The organism is Virgibacillus salarius, assembly GCF_039521925.1.
Taxonomy (GTDB): domain Bacteria; phylum Bacillota; class Bacilli; order Bacillales; family Amphibacillaceae; genus Virgibacillus; species Virgibacillus salarius.
In genome coordinates this window covers 72,569-95,954 of the sequence record NZ_BAAACY010000078.1, presented here as the reverse complement: position 1 = coordinate 95,954, position 23,386 = coordinate 72,569, and the positions used below count along the sequence as shown (strand labels likewise).

General features: G+C 37.2%; 20 protein-coding genes, 1 rRNA gene, 1 riboswitch and 1 other annotated feature. Of the genes, 7 read left to right on the top strand and 14 right to left on the bottom strand.

The features are described 5' to 3' along the window. A 16S ribosomal RNA gene (locus ABDZ84_RS10595) occupies window positions 1-273 on the bottom strand; the annotation flags it as partial. A gap of 427 nt (window positions 274-700) precedes the next feature. Continuing rightward, entirely contained in the window at window positions 701-1,009 is a 309-nt protein-coding gene (locus ABDZ84_RS10590) for a rhodanese-like domain-containing protein (protein ID WP_026681494.1), read from the bottom strand. Between the two features lie 107 nt (window positions 1,010-1,116). Between ABDZ84_RS10590 and ABDZ84_RS10585 the strand changes: the two genes are divergently transcribed. Beyond that, window positions 1,117-1,863: a hypothetical protein gene (locus ABDZ84_RS10585; RefSeq protein ID WP_205388747.1), complete on the top strand. Its 747-nt coding sequence runs from the start codon at window positions 1,117-1,119 to the stop codon at window positions 1,861-1,863. Between the two features lie 243 nt (window positions 1,864-2,106). On the opposite strand, the gene leuS is transcribed toward ABDZ84_RS10585, so the two are convergent. Next, complete coding sequence (gene leuS / locus ABDZ84_RS10580) at window positions 2,107-4,518, bottom strand: leucine--tRNA ligase (RefSeq protein ID WP_026681496.1); 2,412 nt, start codon at window positions 4,516-4,518, stop codon at window positions 2,107-2,109. 60 nt (window positions 4,519-4,578) lie between these two features. Next, window positions 4,579-4,791: a binding site (T-box leader), on the bottom strand. A gap of 106 nt (window positions 4,792-4,897) precedes the next feature. Between leuS and mnmM the strand changes: the two genes are divergently transcribed. Then, the gene (mnmM, locus tag ABDZ84_RS10575; protein WP_121605561.1) at window positions 4,898-5,461 is read left to right on the top strand and encodes a tRNA 5-(aminomethyl)-2-thiouridylate-methyltransferase MnmM; all 564 of its coding nucleotides are present in this window, start codon (window positions 4,898-4,900) and stop codon (window positions 5,459-5,461) included. Window positions 5,462-5,654: 193 nt separating this feature from the next. Here mnmM and ABDZ84_RS10570 read toward each other — a convergent pair whose 3' ends face one another. After that, window positions 5,655-6,737: a tetraprenyl-beta-curcumene synthase family protein gene (locus ABDZ84_RS10570; RefSeq protein ID WP_026681498.1), complete on the bottom strand. Its 1,083-nt coding sequence runs from the start codon at window positions 6,735-6,737 to the stop codon at window positions 5,655-5,657. 80 nt (window positions 6,738-6,817) lie between these two features. Between ABDZ84_RS10570 and ABDZ84_RS10565 the strand changes: the two genes are divergently transcribed. Next, complete coding sequence (locus ABDZ84_RS10565) at window positions 6,818-7,339, top strand: gamma carbonic anhydrase (protein ID WP_026681499.1); 522 nt, start codon at window positions 6,818-6,820, stop codon at window positions 7,337-7,339. 270 nt (window positions 7,340-7,609) lie between these two features. Here the strand turns inward: ABDZ84_RS10565 and metK are convergent, their stop codons facing one another. Next, complete coding sequence (gene metK / locus ABDZ84_RS10560) at window positions 7,610-8,806, bottom strand: methionine adenosyltransferase (RefSeq protein WP_026681500.1); 1,197 nt, start codon at window positions 8,804-8,806, stop codon at window positions 7,610-7,612. A 297-nt stretch (window positions 8,807-9,103) separates the two neighbouring features. Continuing rightward, window positions 9,104-9,214: riboswitch (SAM riboswitch) on the bottom strand. A gap of 268 nt (window positions 9,215-9,482) precedes the next feature. Between metK and pckA the strand changes: the two genes are divergently transcribed. The 4 genes from pckA (at window position 9,483) to ABDZ84_RS10540 (ending at window position 14,100) form a co-directional block, all read left to right on the top strand. Next, on the top strand, window positions 9,483-11,069 hold the full coding sequence (pckA, locus tag ABDZ84_RS10555; RefSeq protein ID WP_026681501.1) for a phosphoenolpyruvate carboxykinase (ATP): 1,587 nt from the start codon (window positions 9,483-9,485) through the stop codon (window positions 11,067-11,069). A 419-nt stretch (window positions 11,070-11,488) separates the two neighbouring features. Next, window positions 11,489-12,478, top strand: a complete 990-nt coding sequence (locus ABDZ84_RS10550; RefSeq protein WP_026681502.1) for an ABC transporter substrate-binding protein — start codon at window positions 11,489-11,491, stop codon at window positions 12,476-12,478. A 13-nt stretch (window positions 12,479-12,491) separates the two neighbouring features. Further along, window positions 12,492-13,301 carry an ABC transporter ATP-binding protein gene (locus ABDZ84_RS10545; protein WP_026681503.1) on the top strand — a complete coding sequence of 270 codons (810 nt, stop codon included), beginning with the start codon at window positions 12,492-12,494 and terminating at the stop codon, window positions 13,299-13,301. Continuing rightward, complete coding sequence (locus tag ABDZ84_RS10540) at window positions 13,288-14,100, top strand: ABC transporter permease (protein WP_026681504.1); 813 nt, start codon at window positions 13,288-13,290, stop codon at window positions 14,098-14,100. Before ABDZ84_RS10545 ends, ABDZ84_RS10540 begins: the two co-directional genes overlap by 14 nt. Window positions 14,101-14,135: 35 nt before the next feature. Here the strand turns inward: ABDZ84_RS10540 and ytkD are convergent, their stop codons facing one another. The 9 genes from ytkD to ABDZ84_RS10495 form a co-directional block, all read right to left on the bottom strand. Beyond that, entirely contained in the window at window positions 14,136-14,603 is a 468-nt protein-coding gene (gene ytkD / locus ABDZ84_RS10535; RefSeq protein ID WP_026681505.1) for an RNA deprotection pyrophosphohydrolase, read from the bottom strand. A 32-nt stretch (window positions 14,604-14,635) separates the two neighbouring features. Next, window positions 14,636-15,175 (bottom strand): hypothetical protein, encoded by a 540-nt coding sequence (locus ABDZ84_RS10530; RefSeq protein WP_152525427.1) that lies wholly within the window; start codon window positions 15,173-15,175, stop codon window positions 14,636-14,638. Between the two features lie 161 nt (window positions 15,176-15,336). Continuing rightward, entirely contained in the window at window positions 15,337-15,657 is a 321-nt protein-coding gene (locus ABDZ84_RS10525; protein ID WP_026681507.1) for a hypothetical protein, read from the bottom strand. Between the two features lie 104 nt (window positions 15,658-15,761). Then, a complete protein-coding gene (locus ABDZ84_RS10520) occupies window positions 15,762-16,580 on the bottom strand; it encodes an ABC transporter ATP-binding protein (RefSeq protein ID WP_026681508.1) in 819 nt (272 codons plus the stop codon). Window positions 16,581-16,850: 270 nt separating this feature from the next. Further along, entirely contained in the window at window positions 16,851-18,326 is a 1,476-nt protein-coding gene (locus ABDZ84_RS10515) for an o-succinylbenzoate--CoA ligase (protein WP_121605563.1), read from the bottom strand. A 119-nt stretch (window positions 18,327-18,445) separates the two neighbouring features. Next, window positions 18,446-19,264, bottom strand: a complete 819-nt coding sequence (gene menB, locus ABDZ84_RS10510; protein ID WP_026681510.1) for a 1,4-dihydroxy-2-naphthoyl-CoA synthase — start codon at window positions 19,262-19,264, stop codon at window positions 18,446-18,448. 40 nt (window positions 19,265-19,304) lie between these two features. Then, window positions 19,305-20,123, bottom strand: coding sequence for a 2-succinyl-6-hydroxy-2,4-cyclohexadiene-1-carboxylate synthase (menH, locus tag ABDZ84_RS10505; RefSeq protein ID WP_026681511.1), 819 nt, complete (start codon window positions 20,121-20,123; stop codon window positions 19,305-19,307). A 3-nt stretch (window positions 20,124-20,126) separates the two neighbouring features. Then, window positions 20,127-21,863 carry a 2-succinyl-5-enolpyruvyl-6-hydroxy-3-cyclohexene-1-carboxylic-acid synthase gene (gene menD, locus ABDZ84_RS10500; protein WP_026681512.1) on the bottom strand — a complete coding sequence of 579 codons (1,737 nt, stop codon included), beginning with the start codon at window positions 21,861-21,863 and terminating at the stop codon, window positions 20,127-20,129. Continuing rightward, window positions 21,860-23,248, bottom strand: coding sequence for an isochorismate synthase (locus ABDZ84_RS10495; RefSeq protein ID WP_026681513.1), 1,389 nt, complete (start codon window positions 23,246-23,248; stop codon window positions 21,860-21,862). The genes menD and ABDZ84_RS10495 overlap by 4 nt, the downstream gene beginning before the upstream one ends. Between the last annotated feature and the right edge of the window lie 138 nt (window positions 23,249-23,386).

Sequence of the window (23,386 nt, the reverse complement as noted above, 5' to 3'; positions counted from 1 at the left end):
TAGCTAATGCGCCGCGGGCCCATCTGTAAGTGACAGCTAAAAGCCGCCTTTCAACTTCTCGTTATGCAACAAAAAGTATTATCCGGTATTAGCCCCGGTTTCCCGGGGTTATCCCAATCTTACAGGCAGGTTGCCCACGTGTTACTCACCCGTCCGCCGCTCGTTCCACAGGCGTCACCTCCGAAGAGGATCTGCCTGCTTCCCGCGCTCGACTTGCATGTATTAGGCACGCCGCCAGCGTTCGTCCTGAGCCAAGATCAAACTCTCCAAAAAAGTTTGTTCATAATTAACACCGTTAATTATGATGTCTTAGCTTGCTCCAAAAGTTTCCTTTTGGTTATTTTTAAGAAAAAACAGTTGCATGTTTTTCTCTTGACATACTGGTTGTTTTGTTCAGTTTTCAAAGAGCAAATATTGGTTTGCTGCTGTCAAAAACACAGCGTTTAATATAATACCAAATCAAAGAGATTATGTCAACTAAAAGACGACTTTGATTTCACAACAATAAAAAACAATCGAATGAACAAATTCGACATTTTCTATATCGCGGATTGTTATTATAGCATCAATCCCATTTAACTGTCAATAAAAAATTACATGTTTTTTAAATGTATTACTTTTTTTGCGACAGCAATAACTATAATACAGTTCGAACAGAAAAAAGTCAACCCTTTTTTCTGTTCTCATCAAAATTCCCCTTCTACTTCGTAACAGCACCTTTCCATTCAAGCATGCCACCAGTCATATTAGACACATTATAACCATTTTCACTTAAAAACTCTGCTGCTCTCATACTTCTTCGACCTGAGCGACAGACCAATACATGGTGTTTTGATTTGTCCAATGAATTTATCGCATCTGGAATTTCTTGTAACGGTATATGTTTAGCATTTTTAATCATACCTTGAGCTACTTCTTCATCTTCTCTTACATCAACAACCTCAATGTCTATTCCTTCTTTTAATTGACTTTCTAATTCTTCTGGAGAGATTTCATTTATTTTTTCCATCTTATCACCCTTTATCGTTCATTCATGTTTATGATACGTTTTCTGAGGATAACTTGCAACTTCCTTACACACACTAGCATTAATAAAAAATATTGGAGAGATGGTATATGAAGTATTTGATTACTATTATATTTATTTTTCTTGTATCAATAGGATTATCTGTTGATAACTTGAAAGCAACAGAAACAAAGGCAACATTAATTCATACGTACGAAGCTGATGTAACTGGTGATGGTCAACATGAAAAAATTGAGCTAAAAGGTATTTTGTTTTCACCAGATACGACATTTTATCGAAAGGTTTGGGCTTCTATTACTAGCAATAATCAAAAGTGGAAAATAAATTACAATGGAGGTTATGATCCTTCACTACAGTTAATTGACTTAAACCATGACACTATTAAAGATATTTTTTATCAGAGCGCAACGGGCGGAAGTGGTGGTTTATATAATTATCAATTAGATACCATCACAAATGATGAAATAAGTAATATACCATTGCCTGAGCAAACATACCTTAGTGGTGAATTTGAAGATAATTTCAACGTTACCATTCAATTAACTCCAAGTGAAAAACCGATTCAAATAGATGTCAAAAATCGTGCTGATGATTATATAAGACTTGGGATATACAATAAAGAAGGAAAATTACTTGAAACAAATAAATCTGTAATGATTGATCCCATTGCCTTCTTCGAACCATTATTAATTAGTGAAAGTAAAGGATATGGTTTAAAAAGTTATCAACAAATAAGCGGGGCTTATCATGCGGACAGGCTAGGAACAGTTGAAACAATTTGGTATTTTGAAAATGGCAAATGGATTATCTTACAAACTAAATGGATCCCCTCTTAAAATAAAGAACCTATTATAGCATAAAGCAAAGCCGAACGAATTGGTACCTACCTCAGAAGTTAGATTTTTCACTCTAACTTCTGGGGTAATCACCTTCAAACCCGTTCGGCTTTTGTTAATTCTACTATACGTAAAATCCAAGGAGAGAAATGACCATAGTAAATCTCGCCTGTATAAAGCTTTTATCACTTCATTATAATTTTGCTCGTCTTTAATGATACGTATGTGCGAGTCTTCTTTCAATTAATTTGCTACGATATTGACTAGCTTACCGGGTACTACGATGACTTTACGAATTGTTTTCCCTTCAATTAGTGCTTGAATCTTTTCGTTTTCTAAAGCTGTTTTTTCCAGCTCTTCTTTAGATATGTCTTTAGAAACACTAATTTTCGCTCGTACCTTACCCATTATCTGTACAACGATTTCAACTTCAGCTTCAACCAATTTACGCTCATCGTATGTTGGCCATGGTTCGTAGCTGATCGTTTCTGTATGGCCCAAAACACTCCATAGTTCTTCTGACACATGTGGTGCAACTGGAGATAACATCTTTACGAACCCTTCCATATAAGCTTTAGGAAGTTTATCCGCTTTATAACCTTCATTGATGAACACCATCATTTGTGAAATACCCGTATTAAAATGGAGATGATTAAAATCATCTGTTACTTTTTTCACTGTTTCATGGTACACCTTATCTAAGGCTGTATTCCCTTCATCTACTACTTTCTCTGATAATTCTCCATTTTCACCTACAATTAACCGCCATACTCGATCAAGGAAACGTCTAGCGCCATCTAAGCCATTTTCTGACCAAGCAACGGATGCATCAAGCGGTCCCATGAACATTTCATACAGTCGAAGTGTGTCCGCACCATGCGATTCGATAATATCATCAGGATTAACCACGTTTCCTTTCGACTTACTCATCTTTTCATTTCCTTCGCCAAGTATCATCCCTTGATTAAATAATTTCATAAACGGTTCTTTTGTAGGAACCACGCCGATATCATAAAGGAATTTATGCCAAAATCGTGCATATAACAAGTGAAGGACAGCATGTTCTGCTCCACCAATATAAATATCAATCGGTAACCATTCTTCAAGAGCTTTTGGATCCGCAATTTCATTAGGGTTATTCGGATCAATATACCGTAAGAAATACCAGCAGCTTCCTGCCCACTGAGGCATTGTGTTTGTTTCTCTTCTACCTTTCATACCCGTTTCTGGATCGATAACATTTACCCAATCGCTATTTGCTAATGGTGATTCACCATTTCCAGAAGGCTTAATATTATCCATTGCAGGGAGCTCAAGCGGTAATTCCTCTTCTGGTACAGTGGTCATTGATCCATCTTCCCAATGGATAATAGGAATAGGTTCACCCCAATAGCGTTGTCGTGCAAACAGCCAATCTCGTAAACGATACGTAACTTTCTTCGTACCTTTACCAGTTTCCTCTAACCAGTCAATCATTTTTGCTATGGCTTTCTCTTTATCCAATCCATTTAAGAAATCAGAATTTACGTGTTCACCGTCACCCATATAGGCTTCTTTCGTAATCTCTCCCCCGGCTACCACTTCTACAATTGGCAATTCGAATTTAACTGCAAATTCATAGTCTCGGTCATCATGTGCGGGGACTGCCATAATAGCTCCTGAACCGTAGCTCATTAATACATAATCAGCGATCCATATTGGCATTTTTTCTTGATTAACTGGATTAATGGCATAGGCCCCAGTAAATACACCTGTTTTATCCTTAGCTAAATCCGTTCTCTCCAAATCGGATTTCGTTTGGATATCTTTAATATAAGTATCAACAGCAGCTTTCTGTTCATCTGTCACGATCTTTTCAACCATTGGATGTTCAGGAGCTAATACAGCATAAGTTGCACCGAAAAGTGTATCGGGTCTAGTCGTAAATACCGTAAACGTTTCATTTGAATGATCAACTGTAAACTGTACTTCAGCACCTTCTGATCGCCCAATCCAGTTACGCTGCATATCCTTCAAGCTTTCTGGCCAATCCAATTCATCTAAATCTTCGAGTAAGCGATCAGCATAAGCAGTTATTTTCAACATCCATTGCTTCATAGGTTTCCGAACAACAGGATGACCGCCTCGCTCACTTTTCCCATCTATTACTTCTTCATTCGCTAGAACCGTTCCTAAAGCAGGACACCAGTTCACAGCAACCTCATCCATATAAGCTAGACCTTTTTCATAAAGCTTCGTAAAAATCCATTGTGTCCATTTATAGTAATTCGGATCCATTGTACTAATTTCACGATCCCAATCATAGGAAAATCCAAGTGCTTGAATTTGTCTCTTAAAAACAGCAATATTTTGTTCTGTAAAATCCGCTGGACTATTTCCAGTATCAATCGCATATTGCTCAGCCGGTAAACCGAAAGCATCCCATCCCATTGGATGAAGTACTTCGTAACCCTGCATCCGTTTCATTCTTGAAATAATATCTGTTGCTGTATAGCCCTCTGGATGCCCTACATGTAATCCAGCACCAGATGGGTATGGAAACATGTCTAACGCATAAACTTTTTCTTTTTCAGAAAATGTATCCGTTTTGAATGTTTTGTTTTTCAACCAATACGTTTGCCACTTTTTTTCAATTTGTTGATGATGAAAACTCATTACATTTCCTCCTTTACTTCTACATATGTTTTTGTAAACGAAAAAAAGCCACTCATCCCTATAAGGGACGAGAAGCTTTTCCCGCGGTACCACCCAGATTAATGCAAATTCCTGCATTCACTTGAGATCCGTAACGTGGATCCACGGCAGAAACTACTTTATCACTTCTGCAACATTAAAGGTGAGTTCATAAATTTCCAGGGACAGTTTACACCAACCACTGCCTCTCTTTTCCTGTAGGGATTTATTACTAATCCTTTGCATAGTCATTATCGTATATGATGTATAAGAATTGTAATGAATTGCATACACTTTGTCAAGACAATACTACGTATAATCTGGTAAAATAAGTCTAACCATCATATTAAAGGAGTATACCATGTTACACGGAATATTACATTATGCCCATTATTTATTGGAAAATTCTATAGAAAAAAATGAGACGGTAATTGACGCGACTTGTGGTAATGGTAATGACACTTTATTTTTAAGTAAAGTTGTCGGTGAAAATGGACGAGTCATTGCTTTTGACATTCAACAGGAGGCGATTCGTTCTACGAAGCAAAAACTAGTAGAAAATAACCGTGAGAATGTCGACCTGATCCTTGACAGTCACGCAAATCTAAAAAAACACTTACCCTCCGAAGAAATTCTATTAGGTGGGGCTGTGTTTAATTTAGGTTATTTACCAAAAGGTAATAAATCAGTTATAACCAAAGGAACTTCAACAATTACTGCAATCGATACGATATTAAAGTATTTAAAGCGTGGTGGATTGATCGTAATTGTGATCTATCATGGACATGAAGGAGGAAAAGAAGAAAAGGAAGCTGTAATAAAACATGTCATGAGGTTAAATCAACGATGGTATCATGTTTTACAATATGGCTTTATTAACCAAAAAAATAATCCGCCTTTTATAATCGCTATTCAAAAAAGATAATAATGGTCTATCTCCATGCAAGGTACGCCTAGTTTCTGAGCGTGGCCCAACACGCGCCTATTTATCCACATGGGCAAATTTTGTAATTTCCTAGACTACCAGTAAAGTGGAGGACCTCCTCCACTTTTATGCTACTATACGTATTTTCATTTTCCCTTTTTATGAATATCATCCTTAAAATATCTCCCGCTACTCAATCCTGTCGACTACTAGTAACTAATCTTTTTAAGTAATAATAACTTCTCGTGTTCCAGTGAAAAAATTTCGAAGCTACTCCACTCGCTTTTAATAATTGTCGCTTCATTTGACGAGAGCCGTCAATTAACTTGACCTTTTCATCTCCTAAATACAACCCAACTAGACCCTGCAGTACCATTTGATGAAATGGAGCATCTGGTAGCATCGTTGAATTAACGTGAGCTTCTAATAAAAAGTGCCGAAATCGTTCCTGCATCGTGATTTGATCTGGGTAATAATTACAGAAGTTCAAATCTTCCTCTTCTTTATCCTCCACTTGGTCGATATAATAATCAAGTAAAATATGCAAGCACTGAATATATGGAAAATATCCAGATACTAATCGGCTTGCTCTGTCTGAACTAAGTCTCCCAGCAAACCCATAGCAGGCCAAACAATATATTCCAAGCGTAGATCCTGCTGCTGCTGAAAATTCATACCAGCTTAACGGATATGCATTCATATTCTCTGACCACTTTGTTAATCGTGGTATACGTTCTTCCATGATCACATGCTTGTGTACCTGTAAATCCATATACAATTTTGCCAATTTAAGCGCATGCTCTTGGAAAAGATCAATGTGATTTAGTGATGCTAGTGCTTCATTACAAGTTCTAACTAACTCTTTCAAATACCCTTTGTCATCTTTACTTTCAAAATACTTATAATAATCCGTTTTACTATCATTACAAGATAGTGCATCTATCATAGCATGATGTAACAATCGGAAATTTTCTGGATCCATAGAATTACTACGATCACAAAGATTATCTAAATAGTCACTTATCGTTTGATATGCAACAATAAATCGTACAGCTTTCTGCCAGTTTTGATGTGCTAATATGCTATAAACTGCTCCTCCTTGACAATGAAAACGTTTGGAAGAAATACTTGATAAAGCCTGAGTTCTCAATTCTTGATCGGGAATTTCCGCAGCACGTTTTTGCCAATAAACTAACTCTTTACTTACAGCTGGAAAAATTTTCAGATAAACGGTTGCCATTAAAATTATTGGGTTATTTGGTACATGATTGCTCAACTTGCTGCCTCCAATCTACATTGTCCCCGCTATAATTTTGTTATACTGTTTATATCACCATATTATCCAGGAGGATTCAAATGATACATTCATATAAAGAAAAACAACCACAAATTCATGAAACTGCATTTATTGCAGAGGATGCAACCATCATCGGTGACGTTACAATTGATGAATATTCTAGTATATGGTTTAAAACTGTAGTTCGTGGAGATGTTGCACCTGTGAAAATTGGTAAAAGAATTAGTATTCAAGATCTGTCCATGCTTCATCAAAGCCCTAATCTTCCCTTAATTATCGAGGATGATGTGACAGTCGGACATCAAGTGACCCTGCACTCCGCCATGATTAGAAACAAAGCTTTAATTGGTATGGGTTCCATTATTCTTGATGGTGCGGAAATAGGTGAAAATGCATTTATCGGAGCCGGAAGCCTTGTGCCACCTAGAAAAACGATTCCGCCACATACGTTAGCTCTTGGTAGACCAGCAAAAGTAATCCGAGACTTAACTCTAGAAGATTACGCGGAGATGGAACGTGTACGAAAATCATATGTAGATAAAGCAATCTACTACAAAAAATATACAAATTCCGGTAAGTAACTTCAAGAACAAAAGCGATTGGAGCTAGTCAACGGAGATAAAGGAATCACGGTGTGCTTGCAAGCCAATGATGACTTAGATTAGGGCGATTCGTGAAGTCACCTAGATTCTGTGCGCTGGAGCTGGACGCAGCTCAACACGCCTTCTTTATCCTTATGGAAAATATTGTAATTTAGACTATGAAAAAAGGCAGCCTAGAAGATTAAATCAGCTAGGTTACCTTTTTTCGTATCATAACCATTGTGAAGCTAAAGGATGATCAAGACTTTACTACTTAATAAGTGCTTTCAATTGCTCAACTTTGTCTGTCTTCTCCCATGGAAATAAAATGTCTGTTCTTCCAAAATGCCCGTAAGCAGCAGTATTTTTATAAATAGGTTTTTGCAAGTCTAACATACGAATAATACCTGCTGGTCGTAAATCAAATAATTCTCGAACAGCTTTTACTAGTTGCTCTTCATTTACAACACCTGTTCCAAAAGTGTTTATCGAAATAGAAACAGGTTCTGCTACACCAATGGCATAGGCTAGCTGTACTTCACAGCTTTTGGCAAGCCTGGCAGCCACTATGTTCTTTGCGACATAACGGGCAGCGTATGCAGCTGACCGATCAACTTTAGTAGAGTCTTTTCCACTAAACGCTCCGCCACCGTGTCTAGCATAGCCTCCATACGTATCAACAATAATCTTTCGACCTGTTAAACCTGCATCCCCCTGAGGTCCACCAATAACGAAACGGCCAGTTGGATTAATAAAATATTTAGTCGTCTCATCTAATAACTCATTTGGTACTATAGGGCGTATAACATGCTCTATCAAATCTTTTTCTATTTGCTCTGTAGCTATATCCTGATGATGCTGTGTAGAAATTACGATGGTATCAATTTTAACAGGTTGATCATTTTCATCATACTCAACGGTTACCTGTGTTTTACCGTCCGGTCGTAAGTATTCTAATGTCTTATCCTTCCGAACGTCAGCGAGACGCTTTGCCAACTTATGTGCCAATGAGATTGGAAGTGGCATCAATTCGTCTGTTTCATCACAAGCAAAACCAAACATTAAACCCTGATCACCAGCACCTATTGCAGCAATCTCTTGATCGCTCATTTTTCCTTGTCTTGCTTCCAATGCTGTGTCAACTCCACCAGCAATATCAGGTGATTGTTCATCAATGGCAGTTAATACTGCGCATGTCTCCGCGTCGAACCCAAATTTTGCGCGAGTATATCCGATTTCTTTTATAGTTTTACGAACAATAGCAGGTATATCTACATAAGTAGTAGTGGATATTTCACCCGCTACAAGAACAAGTCCAGTTGTAACAGTTGTTTCACATGCCACTCGGGCATTTGGATCTGTTTTTAATATCTCATCCAAAATAGCATCTGAAATTTGATCAGATATCTTATCTGGATGTCCTTCTGTTACTGATTCAGAAGTAAACAAACGACGATTAGCAGCCATGTTGCTAAATCCTCCTTCAAATATCGATTACGGAACTCTATTTATCAAATATGCTCATTCAGTAATAAGTACTAAGGTTAAACTGAAATAAGAAAGGCACCAGAAAGATTACCTACTACCGTATATTCTATTGTCACTCCTGGTTCACACGTACACGCAGGCGAATGACAATTTAGCTTAGAAATTGACTAATATGTTTATAATCGGGTTAAAGTTAGTCATCTACGTGTAGAATTTTTATAACTAATAAAAAAAGCCTTTCCCGCTTGTCATGAGGAAAGGATTGCTGGCCTTTCGCTCTTATTGTTCAAGGAAAAAAATCTCCTTGCATCAGGTTAGCACCTTTTCACTAAAGTGATGGTTGCTGGGCTTCATTGGGTCTGTCCCTCCACCAACTCTGAATAAGAGAGTATCCGTTCGAAACTTAGCTTATCGGAAGAAGCTTAATGTGTCAACTAGTTTAACTGTATTCTCAGAAGTTTTTTACTCATACTAAAGGAAAGAAAGATTCTGAACGACATTTTTTGCTGTAAACATTCAACATCTTATAAAAATTATTTTATATTTAGTATGGACTATTAACTTAAATGTGTTATACTAATAAACATATTCAGGATTATTTGGTCGTTCAACAAAAGAACGTGAATACAATTTCACATAAAGGCAGGTATTTAACATGAAAACGGTAGAAAAGTCTTTCGTAAAAGAATTATACACGCATAAACAGCTACAAACAAATTTATCCGTACCTCAGCTTGTTGAAAGAATTTTAGCAAGAGAAGAAGGCATGTTAACCGCAACAGGTGCAGTTCAAGCAACAACAGGATCTTATACCGGTCGCTCCCCAAAAGATAAATTTATTGTTACAGATGAAGTAAGTGAACAGCAGGTGGATTGGGGAACAGTAAATCAATCCATTGATGAATCTGTATTTGATCGATTGTATGAAAAGGTTATTTCCTATTTAAAAAATAAAGAAGAGCTATTCCAATTTAACGGATTTGCTGGTGCAGACCACGCGTATCGCTTACCAATACAAGTTATTAACGAATATGCCTGGCACAATCTATTTGCACGGCAGTTATTTATAACTCCAACTGCTGATGAGTTACTATCACATCAAGCTGAATTCACAGTAATATCAGCCCCTACTTTTAAAGCAGATCCTGAAGTAGATGGTACGAACTCAGAAGCGTTTATTCTTGTTTCTTTTAAAAAACGAATCATTCTAATAGGTGGTACCGAATATGCAGGTGAAATTAAAAAGTCTATCTTTTCAGTGATGAATTTCTTACTACCTCAACAAGATGTATTATCTATGCACTGTTCTGCTAATGTTGGCAAAGAGGGAGACGTGGCTTTATTCTTTGGTTTATCCGGCACGGGGAAAACCACCTTATCTGCTGATCCTTACAGAAGATTAATTGGTGATGATGAGCATGGTTGGGGTCCAAATGGAGTATTTAATATTGAAGGCGGATGTTACGCAAAGTGTATTCATTTATCTCAAGAAAAAGAGCCGCAAATTTATAATGCAATACGATTTGGTTCTGTCCTTGAAAACGTTATTCTTAATAAACAAACAAGGCTACCTGATTATGATGACACAACTTTAACAGAAAACACAAGAGCAGCCTATCCAATTGAAAACATTGATAATATCGCAGTGCCAAGTATTGCTGGGCATCCAAATACAATTATCTTCCTTACAGCAGATGCTTCGGGAACATTGCCGCCAATAAGTAAATTATCAAAAGAGCAAGCAATGTATCATTTCTTAAGTGGCTACACAAGCAAGCTTGCAGGTACGGAGCGAGGAGTGACAGAACCACAGGCTACGTTCTCTGCATGTTTTGGATCACCATTTTTACCTTTAGCTCCGGCAAAGTATGCGAAAATGCTTGGTGAAAAAATTGATTTTTATCAATCAAACGTGTTTCTTGTAAACACAGGATGGACTGGGGGATCTTACGGCATTGGTAAACGCATGAAGCTGTCTTATACACGTGCAATGATTCATGCTGCATTAGAAGGTGAACTCAATAGTGTAGAGACAATAAGAGATAATATTTTTGGATTGGAAATCCCTATCCAAGTTCCAGGTGTTCCCGATGACGTCTTAGTTCCCGAAAACACATGGGAAGACAAAAACGCTTATCAAACGGAAGCAAAATCACTTGCCATGAAGTTTCATCAGAATTTCCAAAAATTCACGGAAGCAAGCGCTGATATTATGCAGGCTGGGCCAATTTATAAAGGATAATTTATCGTTTCCTCATCCCAAAAGGATTTATTATAAATGAGTGAAAAAAGTTGTATAATTTACTGTTCAGCTATAACAGCTGGTTGCCGATCTCTTATAAAGAGATCGGCTTTTTTTAGTCTAGTAAATTATAAAGCGTATTGAGCTGCGTCCAGCTCTAGTGCCCAGAAACGAGGCGACTTCACGAATCGTCCTAATCTAAGTCATCATTGGCTTGCAAGCTACCGTGCTTCCTTTATCTCCATTGACTTGCTCCAAGTGCTACGTTTCTATTCGGGAGCTTGCGTTTCTGTTCCATAAATATTTTCGTACTATTCGATCATCTATTCATTTGACTTATTTTTTTCTAGGCATTCACACATTTTCTAAGCTGTTCATAAACTGTGTTGACATATAAATATTTGAAGGGGTCGAATAGAATGAAAAAAATAATGGTTTTTATCCTGATCTCTTGCGGGTTAATTATAACTCTTACTGCTTGTAATTCGAAGGAAAACACGTCGATCAAAATAGCAGAAGTAACTCGTTCTTTATTTTACGCCCCACAATACGTAGCTCTAGAGGAAGGTTTTTTTGAAGAAGTAGGCCTAGATGTAGAGCTGCAAACAACTTGGGGTGGGGATAAAACGATGACTGCCCTGTTATCTGAAGGAGCTGATATGGCTTTAGTAGGTGCAGAGACTTCCATCTACGTTTATGCTCAGAACTCCAAAGATTATGCGATTAATTTTGCCCAATTAACCCAAACAGATGGCACCTTTTTAGTAGCAAAAGAACCTAAACCAAATTTCACATGGGAAGACCTAAAGGATACAACATTCCTTGGACAGCGGAAAGGAGGAATGCCGCAAATGGTTGGAGAATTTGTGCTAAAGCAGCATGGTATTAATCCACAGACAGATCTCGATTTACAGCAAAATATAGAATTCGCTAACATTCCGGGGGCATTTGTATCTGGTGAAGCGGAATACGTTCAATTATTTGAACCAACTGCCAGTACGTTTGAAAAGGAAGGAAAAGGACATATAGTCGCTTCATTTGGTGAAGAGTCCGGTCACGTACCTTATACAGTATATATGACTAAACAAAGCTTTATTGACAAAAACAAAGCTGACGTAGAAAAATTCACTAGAGCTATTTATAAAGCACAGCAATGGGTTGAAACACATACCCCCGAAGAAATTGCTCAAGTAATCCAACCATACTTTGAAGATACAGAACTAGAAATGCTTACCGCATCCATTGAGCGCTACAAAAGCCAAGCATCCTTTGCAACCGATCCTGTCCTAGATAAGAAAGAATGGAATAATTTGAAGAAAATAATGAATGAAGCTGGTGAATTACCTGAGGATGTACCATACGAAGAGCTCGTGAATACAGAGATCGCAGAGGATGTAATACGTAACTAAGGAGTGAGTAAAGGTGTCATTTCTAACCTTAGATCATGTCTCACATTATTATTTCTCGAAAAATAATTATACAAAGGCATTAGATGATATTTCTTTTTCTATCCAGAAAGGAGAATTTATTGCCTTATTAGGTCCTAGTGGATGTGGAAAATCAACAATACTTTCAATCATTGCAGGTATTATTAAACAAACCGAAGGAAAGGTTAGCTTACAAAAAAAGGAAGTTGAAACGACAGCATCTGAAATCGGCTACATGCTTCAGCAAGATTATTTATTTCCTTGGAAAACCATTGTGGATAACGTTTTACTAGGACCAAAAATCACTCATACACATTCAAAAAACACAGAACAAAAAGCCCTCAAACTATTGAAGGAAGTAGGATTGGCAGAGGTCGCGAATGCATATCCTAGTTCTTTATCTGGGGGGATGCGGCAACGTGCTGCCCTTGTACGCACTCTAATTAATGATCCAAAAATTCTACTTCTTGATGAACCGTTCTCTGCTTTAGATTATCAAACAAAGCTTAAATTAGAAGAGCTAGTATCAAAATTATTAAAAGCTTACCATAAAACAACTATTCTCGTAACACATGATATTGGCGAAGCAATTGCTATGAGTGATCGCATATTCGTAATGGATGCGAATCCTGGAACCATTTCAAAGGTTTTTGAAGTGCCAATTGAATTAAGAAATGAACCACCTTTACTTGTGAGGCGACACCCTAAATATCAAATCCTCTTTGATAAGGTTTGGGAGGAGCTTGATCAAAGAGAAAATGTACAAACAAAAAAGGTGGTGAGTATAAATAATGAAGGCGACTAATACGGATGAACAACTGTTTAAGGCCTATTTAAGTAAAGTTAAAAAAGAAACTAAAATCGTATATACTTGGCAAGTAAGTATACTTATAACGTTTGTGCTACTGTGGGAAATAGCTAGCAGGCTTTATTGGATCGACCCATTATTATTTAGCTCGCCTACTACAATTTGTCAAGTAATCATTGAAAAATTTAGTAACGGCTCGTTATTTACCCACCTTGAAGTCACACTACTGGAGACCATTGCTGGATTTCTAATTGGTACACTATTCGGCATACTACTAGCTATATCTTTATGGACATCGAAGCGTTTCTCTAGAATAATGGATCCTTACCTGGTAATTTTGAATGCTATGCCAAAGGTAGCGTTAGGGCCTATCATTATTGTGGCACTAGGACCTGGGTATGTTTCAATTATAGCAATGGGAGCAATTATATCCGTTATCATCACTACACTTGTTGTTTATTCAGCTTTTAATGAAGTGGATCCCAATTTTGAGAAAGTATTAATTAGTTTCGGTGCTAGTAAATGGCAAATATTTAAACATGCCATTTTTCCAGCCACTTTACCTGCTATGATTTCCACCCTCAAAGTAAATGTAGGATTATCCTGGGTTGGGGTTATAGTCGGTGAATTTCTCGTATCTAAACAGGGCCTTGGATATCTAATTATTTATGGTTTCCAAGTGTTTGATTTTTCATTAGTCATGGCAAGCTTAGTATTAATTGCTATCTTCGCTGCCATCATGTACAAATTTGTAGAACGAATGGAAGCGTGGCTGATCAAGCATTCATCTTCCTAATAAATATATAAAATCGCCCAAATAAAGGGCGATTTTTAATAATGCTGGTGTATATATTGAATACAATGCTCAAGAACGTCATCTTTCATAATAAAGCTATAGCAATTTTGATATTTCACATTTAATGGAATAGTTTCTAAGAGTATCGGCCCATCTGTTTCATAGTATGTGTCCTGTTTTTCTAGTGCTTGGATCGAAGCATAATACACATTCTTTACTACATCTTCCTTTTTACCAGATACAAAATACTGTCCCATGTAGTTCATATTTTTCACTAACCCACCAGTCTCTTCTTTTACTTCTCTTATTGCGGCTTCCTCCGGTGTTTCCCCTTCTTCCACCTTACCTCCTGGAAATTCTAACCCTCTATCTTTGTGTTTGGTTAATAACCATTGACCCCGATATTTACAGACAATCCATACATGTTTAGGGTTTTTGGAAAAAGGAAGATAATCGAATGATAACTTAATTTCATTATTGTAATAGTCTCTGAATGTATACATTATTTCAACGCCTTTACCAATACCGTATTTATTTAGCTATGTTTGATATTAGATATTCTCCAAATATCTTCATAAGTGAACTCTATTTCGATCGTATACTTACCATGTAATGCACTTTTATTATGCTGGATAAGCTTAACCTTGTCATCATGTACTGGGATGGTACGATATGAATTGTTCTCATCTATCCATGGTGGGATTTCTGTTGGAATAATATACAACCCATTTGACCGTTCTTGATAATAATAATCAATATAAGGTTCTACAACGTTTTTTGTGGCAATTTTAGAGAATTCTTCTAAAAGCTCTTGTTTGGTATTAAATGTTATTACTTGATAATTTTCATCCGTATCCTGTTGCAGGAAATCCAAAAGTTGATTGGTTCGCTTTATAATTGTATCATGACTTAAATTATTCGTAACTTGTTCATTAGAAGTGTTATTAGCTATACCTTTATCTACTCCTGTGACCGATTGCTTCTCTACTTTTGCAGCAGCAAGAATTGGCTCTTTTTCCGTACTAATTAGAAAAACGGCTAAGAAAGTAACTCCCAAAAGAGAAACTATATTCATGAAAAGCTTCCTTTTCAATGTTAATTGCCTCCTTTACGAATATAAAAGCTCACAGATACAATACTATTCCTTGTAATTGGTAATAATAAACATTTTCATGAAATAAATCAACTAAGAGATAAAAAGGGATAACATGCACGTAATGCATTTATCCCTTACTTTTAAAGAGGTCTATCTCCTAATATTCCCATGTGCTTTATATGTTCTTTCGCACTTTCATCTCCTAATTCGTATATCATACGATACGCTTCGGTCATTTCATCGTCATAATCATCATTAGACTGATCATTATGATAGGGTGTAACTGGTACGTGAGCGCGAAAAAAAGTAGTTACTCCTGCAGCATTCATCTCATTAAATTTTTCTCTCAATAATACAATTTCATCATCAGTAGCATGTATAACAAAATTATCATTATTATCATATTTTATCTTGGAAATCTCGCCTGATCCCATATTAATATAATATTTCTTTTTTCCCATTCAACTACACCTCCTTTTAGTTAATGTTCCTAAAAGCAGGTAGAAGCATGTATGAAAAATAAAAAAGCCCGCTCTGATAAGCGGGTAATGAAAAATTATGTGCATTAATTAATCGCATTTGTAGCATTAGCAAATATACAACGTCCTTTTCCATGAGGGATGCACATTGGTGTCCCAAATCGTGGATCGAACGTAACATCACACATCATTTCAAAAACTTGATGAACCAGATTACATGTAATAATCTCCTCAGGTTTCCCTTGCGCAAAGATCTGTTTATCTTTAATAGCAACAATATGATGTGCATATCTACATGCTAAATTCAAATCATGAAGGACCATAACAACTGTACGTCCTTCCTTCTCATTTAATTCAAATAACAGATCAAGTACTTCTATCTGATGAGTCATGTCTAAGTAAGTTGTTGGCTCATCTAATAAAATTATATCTGTATCCTGCGCTAAAGTCATGGCAATCCATGCACGCTGACGCTGTCCACCAGACAATGAATCAACGGGGCGATCTTTTAAATCAAACATGTTAGTAGAATCTAAAGCGTGATTAACCGCTTTTTCATCTTCGTCAGACCATTGCTTTAATAAGCCACGATACGGATGTCTACCTTGTTTCACTAATTCATGTACGGTTAACCCTTCTGGACTAATGGGACTTTGTGGAAGTATCGCTAATTTCTTGGCAACGTCCTTTGTCCCCATTTTTGCAATAGCTGCACCATCTAATACTACATTCCCTTGTTTAGGCTTCAATAATCGTGCCAACGAACGAAGTAAAGTTGACTTTCCACAGCCATTTCCGCCAATGAATACAGTAATTTCACCTTTAGGTATCTCTAGACTTAAATCGTCAATAATTATATTATCCCCGTAACCTAGCGTTAAATCATTTGCTGTTAAGGTTTGCATTGGAATCTCTCCCTTTTCCCTCCAAAAATATCGTGCGTGTTATATGTATTTTTAGAGGATCAATACAAAGCGCTATCCTTAGTGTATTTGCTTTTTCGTGATTCGTCAATGACTTTGATAATCATTTTCAATTAATTTTAAAATTTTGTTCTTTACAATATTGCTTTCATCAATCAATCTCACTAGCATATTCCTAATTAGCAAGCTATCCATGGAATAAATCCAAAATCACCTACTGCAAAATACACACTCGTATCAATGAGAGGACAATTACCTAAGCTGCTTACACCCTTCTTTACCTCTAATCTGTTTCAAATGACTTCTTACAAGTTTATTGGATGCATTACGTGGTAAAGCATCTACTTCATAAACTTCTTTTGGCTGTTTATAACTTGCTACATGCTCATCTAAATAGCTCATAATTTCTTGTAGAGTAAGTCGATATTTCGTTACAATAAATGCGATAGGTACTTCACCCCATTTGGTATCAGAGATCCCCGTAACGCCTACTTCCTTAATTGCTGGATGACCGGCAAGAGCACTTTCAATTTCCGATGGATATATGTTTTCTCCTCCAGAAATAATTAAATCATGCCTGCGTTCCACAACATATAGAAAACCTTCGTCATCTAAATAGCCTAAATCACCTGTTGCCAGCCACCCACCTTGAATTGCCTTATTAGTTGCTTCGCGCTTTTTATAATACCCCGATGTCACCATTGGTCCTTTTACACATATTTCTCCAACACCAGAATGATCTGGATCTTTTATCATTAATTGCGCTGGAAATAGAGGCTTACCAGCTGAACCTACTTTTTGCAGCGCATCTCCTGCACTAAGTGTCACAATTTGTGATGCTGTCTCCGTCATGCCAAATGATTGGAAAACTGGCACATTCATTTCCTTCGCTTGCTCTAATAATGGACGAGGAGCAGGTCCACCTCCTAATAATACACAACGAAGGGAAGTTGGATAACGATCGGTTCCAAGCTCTTCCAATAATTGTTGAAGCATTACAGTAACTACAGATACGATGGTAACGCCTTCGTGCATAATTGCTTTCTGGACACTAGTTTTATCAAACTTCTCTAATAAATAGACAGACATACCATAAACTACACTGCGAATAAGGATGGATAAGCCACTAACATGAAATATTGGTAAAGCAGCTAACCATTTATCGTCAGAATGAATCCCTAAATTAAGTGCACTCCCTATTGCACTCCACCAATGGTTTCCGTACGTATGAATGACGCCCTTAGGAGAGCCAGTTGTGCCAGATGTATACATAATGGAAAACGGAGTATTTAATTGTATTTCCGTGGTAAGGACAATATCTGCATGCTCGTGATAATTATCTATTTCCTCAAACACAGCCTTATTTAAACAGGGTATTTGCACAGCTTTCACTTTTAATTCATCTGCATAGATTAAAAATGAAGCATCTGCATCTTTAATTTGATATGTTAATTCCTCATTCGTTAATCGAGTATTTAGTAAAACGACTACTGCCTTTAAGTAGCTAATTGCATGAATTGCAGTAATCATCGCTTGTTTATTCGTCGATAAAACAGCCACATGTGAGCCTTCCTTCACTCCCCATGTAGCTAATTTCTTCGCGTACATTTGGCTTTGTTCCTTCAATTCTTGAAATGTTATTTGATATCCATTTGCGTATTGGATAGCTGCACAATTGGGCGATATATCGGCCTGTTTAGATAACCAATGTGGTATCGTATCTTGCATGTTCCTACCTCCTTCGTTCTACAATCGTTTGCCGTCTAATCTATAATAGAGAGCTATGTAAGAAAAAAACCTTTGCTAAAAAAGCAAAGGTAAGAGATCACTATTTTTGACTGCATTGCTTAAGGGAACCGTGGGAATTTTTTAAAGTCTGGCTTTCTTTTTTCTTTAAATGCATCTCTTCCCTCTTTCGCTTCATCTGTTGTGTAGTAAAGCAAAGTAGCATCGCCGCCCATTTGCTGCAATCCTGCCAGTCCATCAGTATCTGCATTAAATGATGCTTTTAAGAAGCGTAAAGCTGTTGGAGATTTTTCTAAAATTTCCTCACACCATTGGATCGTTTCCTCTTCTAATTTATCAAGTGGTACAACTGTATTAACCATACCCATTTCATATGCTTCTTCTGCATTATATTGACGACATAAATACCAAATTTCACGAGCACGTTTATGTCCTACCATCCTTGCTAGGTAACCTGCTCCATAACCAGCATCAAAGCTACCAACCTTCGGTCCAGTTTGTCCGAAGATTGCATTATCTGCTGCGATTGTTAAATCACAAACAACGTGAAGAACATGTCCTCCACCAATAGCGTAACCAGACACCATTGCAATTACTGGCTTAGGAATCGTACGAATAAGACGTTGCAGGTCTAATACATTGAGTCTAGGTACTTGATCGTCGCCTACGTATCCTCCATGCCCGCGTACAGATTGGTCTCCCCCTGAACAGAAGGCTTTTTCTCCTTCACCTGCTAAAACAATGACCCCAATATCTGAATCATCACGTGCATCAGCAAACGCATCAATCATTTCATTAACAGTTAATGGTGTAAATGCATTACGCTTTTCAGGACGGTTGATTGTTACTTTGGCGATGCCATTATATTTTTCATAGATTATTTCTTCATATTCTCTTACTTTTTCCCATTGAATAGGCATGATAATTCCTCCTTAAAGTAGTATGTAATCAATTAGTAAATTAATTGCATATATCAGCCAGATAAATATCCGTGATATACTCAGATACTATTTTACCAAAAATCTCTGGTTTCTCCACATGAATTGCATGTCCAGCTTCAGATACAATGGTTAGCAACGATTGCGGAAAGCGATTGTCCATTTCCTTCATCAGTTCACAATATTTTTTATCTAACTCACCCGCAAGTAACAATACAGGTTTAGTAAGTCGCGCTAGAGCATCCCACCAAGATGGTTGAAAACCTGTTCCCATATGTAAAAGCGAGTCAGCTAACCCCGTTTTTGACTGCATGTGACGTTCATAACGAACAGATTGCTTTATTTCTAAGGGTAACGACGTTTGACTTTGAAATAACGGTATATTTTCCCAATATGACACAAACCAATCAAGCCCTTGTTCAAGGATCCTATTGGCTAATATTCTATCGTTTTCTTGTCGTTGAACTCTCTCTTCAAGCGTATCAATGCCTGGAGATGTACTTTCAAGAAGCAAGGCTTTTATCTTTTCAGGATAATGTATGGCATAAGATATAGCTGTTCTTCCCCCCATTGAATATCCAAGCAAACAAAAAGATGAAAGCTTTAATGCATTAAATAAAGCATCTAAATCCTTACAACAAGCCTCCATCGACTTCTCCTTCGCCTTTGTCTTTCCGTGTCCTGGTAGATCAATGGTAATTAATGTCCACTTGTTTTTCCATTTATTAACGAAATAATTCCAAGTCCTACTACTCCCCGTAAAACCATGTAGCATAACAATTGGCTCACCATTACCATGAATTTCATACCAATAGTTAGATTGATTAATGGAGAAATACAATATTTATGCCCCACCCTTCAATAGTTCAGCTTCAATTGCCTGCCATTTCTCTCGGTGCCATGCTGCATTTTCTTCTCTATCTGTCTTTACTTCGATAATGGATAAACCCATATTTGCATAGCTCTGAAGCAGCGCCTCTTTGACCTCTTTTTCAGTCTGAGGGTTAAAGTAGCGCCCCCCATACATCGTAACTACATGTTCAAAATTAATATTTAATGGTGTACCAAACAAAGCCTCAAAGTGTTTTCTATCATTTGCTTGAGGTAAAAACGAAAATATACCTCCACCATTATTATTCATAAGTAAAATGGTAACATCCAATTTATAATGCATCGCTGCATGCAATCCATTCATATCATGAAAAAATGAAAGATCTCCTAAGACAAGTGTTAATCTACTCCCATTCGAGGCAGCGCCTAAACCACTAGATACTACGCCATCAATGCCGTTAGCACCGCGATTAGCAAGAACCTGAATTCGCTTTTCTGTTGTTAAAAAGAAGGTGTCTAAATCCCGTACTGCCATACTATTCCCAACAAATATACTACTGTTATCTGGAATAACATCCAGTAAACCACGCATTGCTTCACCTTCTGTAACCTGATTATTTGTTTTACGTAGTAGATGTTTTTTTGTTATCTGATTGGTTTGTTGCCATTCATACAGCCAATCTTTGTCCAACTTTAATTCTGTATTTGCGGTAAGGTGCTCACAAAATAATACAGAATCTGCAAAGACAAACTCAGTTCTATTACCAGCTGGCTCCCGAAACCCACGGTCATTCTCTACGACAAATTGTAAAATGTCTTTATGCTGTTTCACATAGAATAAGTATGCCTTTGAAACTGGCATCGCACCGATACGAATAATAAATTCAGGCTTGAGCAGTTCACGAATTGTTTCATTCCGTAAGAAGGCATCGTAACCATCAATGACGACATCCTTAGCATGTTCTCCTGACCGAACTTGTGATAATGGGTCAGCTAGAACCGGCACTTGCCATTTAGCAGCTAGCTTTGTAACGACTTCACCTAACTTAGGATCAGTCTGTGGTCCACATACAATAATACCTTTTTTCTTTTGCTTTAACTTTTCATGCATCTGATCTATTTGTGTAGGTGATAGCTGTTTTTTTCCGTCATAGGTTGGCAGGTATGGCGTATTACAAGTATCTCCCCACAAATTATCTAGTTGAAAATCTACGACCAATGGCTCACGAAAAGGGAAATTCAAGTGAACCGGTCCACAATTTCCTTCCTTTGCCATAAAAAAAGCCCTTGCAGCCTTATTCCTGGCATACAGCAGCATTTCTGGAGTTGATTCAGGAAGCGCCATTTCCTGAAACCACTTCACATATTCTCCATATAAATTCAACTGTGCTATAGCCTGAGGAGCGCCTACATCACGTAATTCATGAGGTCTGTCAGCAGTAAGAATAATTAATGGAACTCTGCTGTAAAAAGCTTCGACAATAGCTGGATAGTAATTTGCAGCAGCAGTACCGGATGTACACACTAATGCAACTGGACGCATGGTTTTCTTAGCAATACCCAGTGCATAAAAAGCAGCAGAACGTTCATCAATGATGATCCATTCTTTAATTTGTTTATGTTCGGCTAAAGTCAAAGCTAATGGTGTAGATCTTGAACCAGGTGAAATTACAGCATCCGTTAATCCATTATTTGCTAATTCATCAATGAAATTTGCTGTATAGCGTGTTAACGTCTCGGTGTGGTTCATGATTCTCCTCCTAAAACAGAAAGCATAGGTGTGAATTTAATCCGTGTCTCCTCAAATTCCGCTTCAGGAATAGAGTCCTTTACAACTCCACATCCAGCAAATAAAGACGCTTCATCATTTTGAATAAGAGCAGAACGTATAGCTACTGCGAACTCTCCATTATCATTACTATCTAGCCACCCTACAGGAGCGCCATACCAACCCCTATCTAATAATTCATAGTCTCTAATAAATGTTATCGCATCATTTCGAGGAACACCACCAAGAGCAGGTGTTGGATGTAATTGTTCAACAATGTCAAAAATACTGTATCCTGCTTTTAACTTTCCCGTTACAGGTGTATATAAGTGCTGTAGATTTTTCAATGGGTAAACAGTCGGCTCCTCTGGCACATGAACATTGACACAATATTTATTTAAGCCTTTTTTGATCATTTGCACGACAAAATCATGCTCTTCTCTATTTTTTTCATCGTGGAACAGTTGATTGCTAATTTGTCGATCCTCTGTTTCTGATTTCCCTCTAGGAGCAGTGCCTGCCAAACAGGTTGATAGCAATTGTTTATTTTCAATCTTTACTAATCGCTCCGGAGTAGCGCCGATAAAGCAATTGTTGTTACGTTCAAAAGCAAAAACAAAGCTGTTTGATTGGGTTGCTAACAACTGATCCAGTATCGTGGCAATATTAGCATTTTTATTTAATTTCACACGCATTTCTCTAGCCAATACGATTTTATCTATTGATGTATGGCGGATTTCTTCCGTTGCTTTCTTTACCGTTTTTTTCCATTCTTCAGGTGCAATGACTTTTGTAGTTAACATACGTAGTTTTTCCTTCTCTGCCTTTATTGGCGTGAGAAGGAAACGTTCAGTATCACGTAGTTGATTTGCCAATTGAATAGGATGATCCGTTTTTTTAGCCAAAACATTTATTGTAAAATAATAGTTTTCCTTATATTTCGTTAACATATATTCTGGAACAGTAAATTGAATAGCTGGAAAATCGCCCCAAAGCTCGGTTCGGTCCTTTTTAGGATCAAAATCCATTCCCCCCAATGAGACTAATCCAGTACCAGGAACATCAAACGAATTATGAATAATGGCTTGATCTATTACTTGTTTCCATTTTAATTCCATATGTTGAAAACGATTTTCATTAGCACTGATATCATACGCATTTCCAACGCCAGCTATAGAAAATGCATCATTTGTGCTCGTCCAAAAGACGCGATCCTTCTCTATCTGTCGTGCTGCTTCAAAAAAACAAACCGGATTTTTAGGTTGAATCTTTTTCGTTATGCTACAAAGCTGGACCTTATTAATAGAAAGGCTACTAATTGCGTCTTCCAAGATCTCTTCCAGTTGTTTATCTTGTACTTCAATCATCTGAATAAACCTCCGTTAAACTAACAATGACAAAACTTCCATCTTTATTCTATTCTCTTTTCAACTGTTTCTCAAGAAAATCAAACCCAAACGTTGACACTATATAGCAATTTCCATATCATTAATATGATATTGGTA

Excerpts from the sequence above, each read along its gene's own strand:
- ABDZ84_RS10495 (WP_026681513.1), bottom strand. The coding sequence starts at position 23,248 with ATGATTGAAGTACAAGATAAACAACTGGAAGAGATCTTGGAAGACGCA.
- ABDZ84_RS10520 (WP_026681508.1), bottom strand. The coding sequence starts at position 16,580 with ATGCAAACCTTAACAGCAAATGATTTAACGCTAGGTTACGGGGATAAT.
- pckA (WP_026681501.1), top strand. The coding sequence starts at position 9,483 with ATGAAAACGGTAGAAAAGTCTTTCGTAAAAGAATTATACACGCATAAA.
- ABDZ84_RS10585 (WP_205388747.1), top strand. The coding sequence starts at position 1,117 with ATGAAGTATTTGATTACTATTATATTTATTTTTCTTGTATCAATAGGA.
- ABDZ84_RS10540 (WP_026681504.1), top strand. The coding sequence starts at position 13,288 with ATGAAGGCGACTAATACGGATGAACAACTGTTTAAGGCCTATTTAAGT.
- ABDZ84_RS10565 (WP_026681499.1), top strand. The coding sequence starts at position 6,818 with ATGATACATTCATATAAAGAAAAACAACCACAAATTCATGAAACTGCA.
- mnmM (WP_121605561.1), top strand. The coding sequence starts at position 4,898 with ATGTTACACGGAATATTACATTATGCCCATTATTTATTGGAAAATTCT.
- ABDZ84_RS10590 (WP_026681494.1), bottom strand. The coding sequence starts at position 1,009 with ATGGAAAAAATAAATGAAATCTCTCCAGAAGAATTAGAAAGTCAATTA.
- ABDZ84_RS10530 (WP_152525427.1), bottom strand. The coding sequence starts at position 15,175 with ATGAATATAGTTTCTCTTTTGGGAGTTACTTTCTTAGCCGTTTTTCTA.
- ABDZ84_RS10525 (WP_026681507.1), bottom strand. The coding sequence starts at position 15,657 with ATGGGAAAAAAGAAATATTATATTAATATGGGATCAGGCGAGATTTCC.
- metK (WP_026681500.1), bottom strand. The coding sequence starts at position 8,806 with ATGGCTGCTAATCGTCGTTTGTTTACTTCTGAATCAGTAACAGAAGGA.
- menB (WP_026681510.1), bottom strand. The coding sequence starts at position 19,264 with ATGCCTATTCAATGGGAAAAAGTAAGAGAATATGAAGAAATAATCTAT.
- ABDZ84_RS10550 (WP_026681502.1), top strand. The coding sequence starts at position 11,489 with ATGAAAAAAATAATGGTTTTTATCCTGATCTCTTGCGGGTTAATTATA.
- menD (WP_026681512.1), bottom strand. The coding sequence starts at position 21,863 with ATGAACCACACCGAGACGTTAACACGCTATACAGCAAATTTCATTGAT.
- ABDZ84_RS10515 (WP_121605563.1), bottom strand. The coding sequence starts at position 18,326 with ATGCAAGATACGATACCACATTGGTTATCTAAACAGGCCGATATATCG.
- leuS (WP_026681496.1), bottom strand. The coding sequence starts at position 4,518 with ATGAGTTTTCATCATCAACAAATTGAAAAAAAGTGGCAAACGTATTGG.
- ytkD (WP_026681505.1), bottom strand. The coding sequence starts at position 14,603 with ATGTATACATTCAGAGACTATTACAATAATGAAATTAAGTTATCATTC.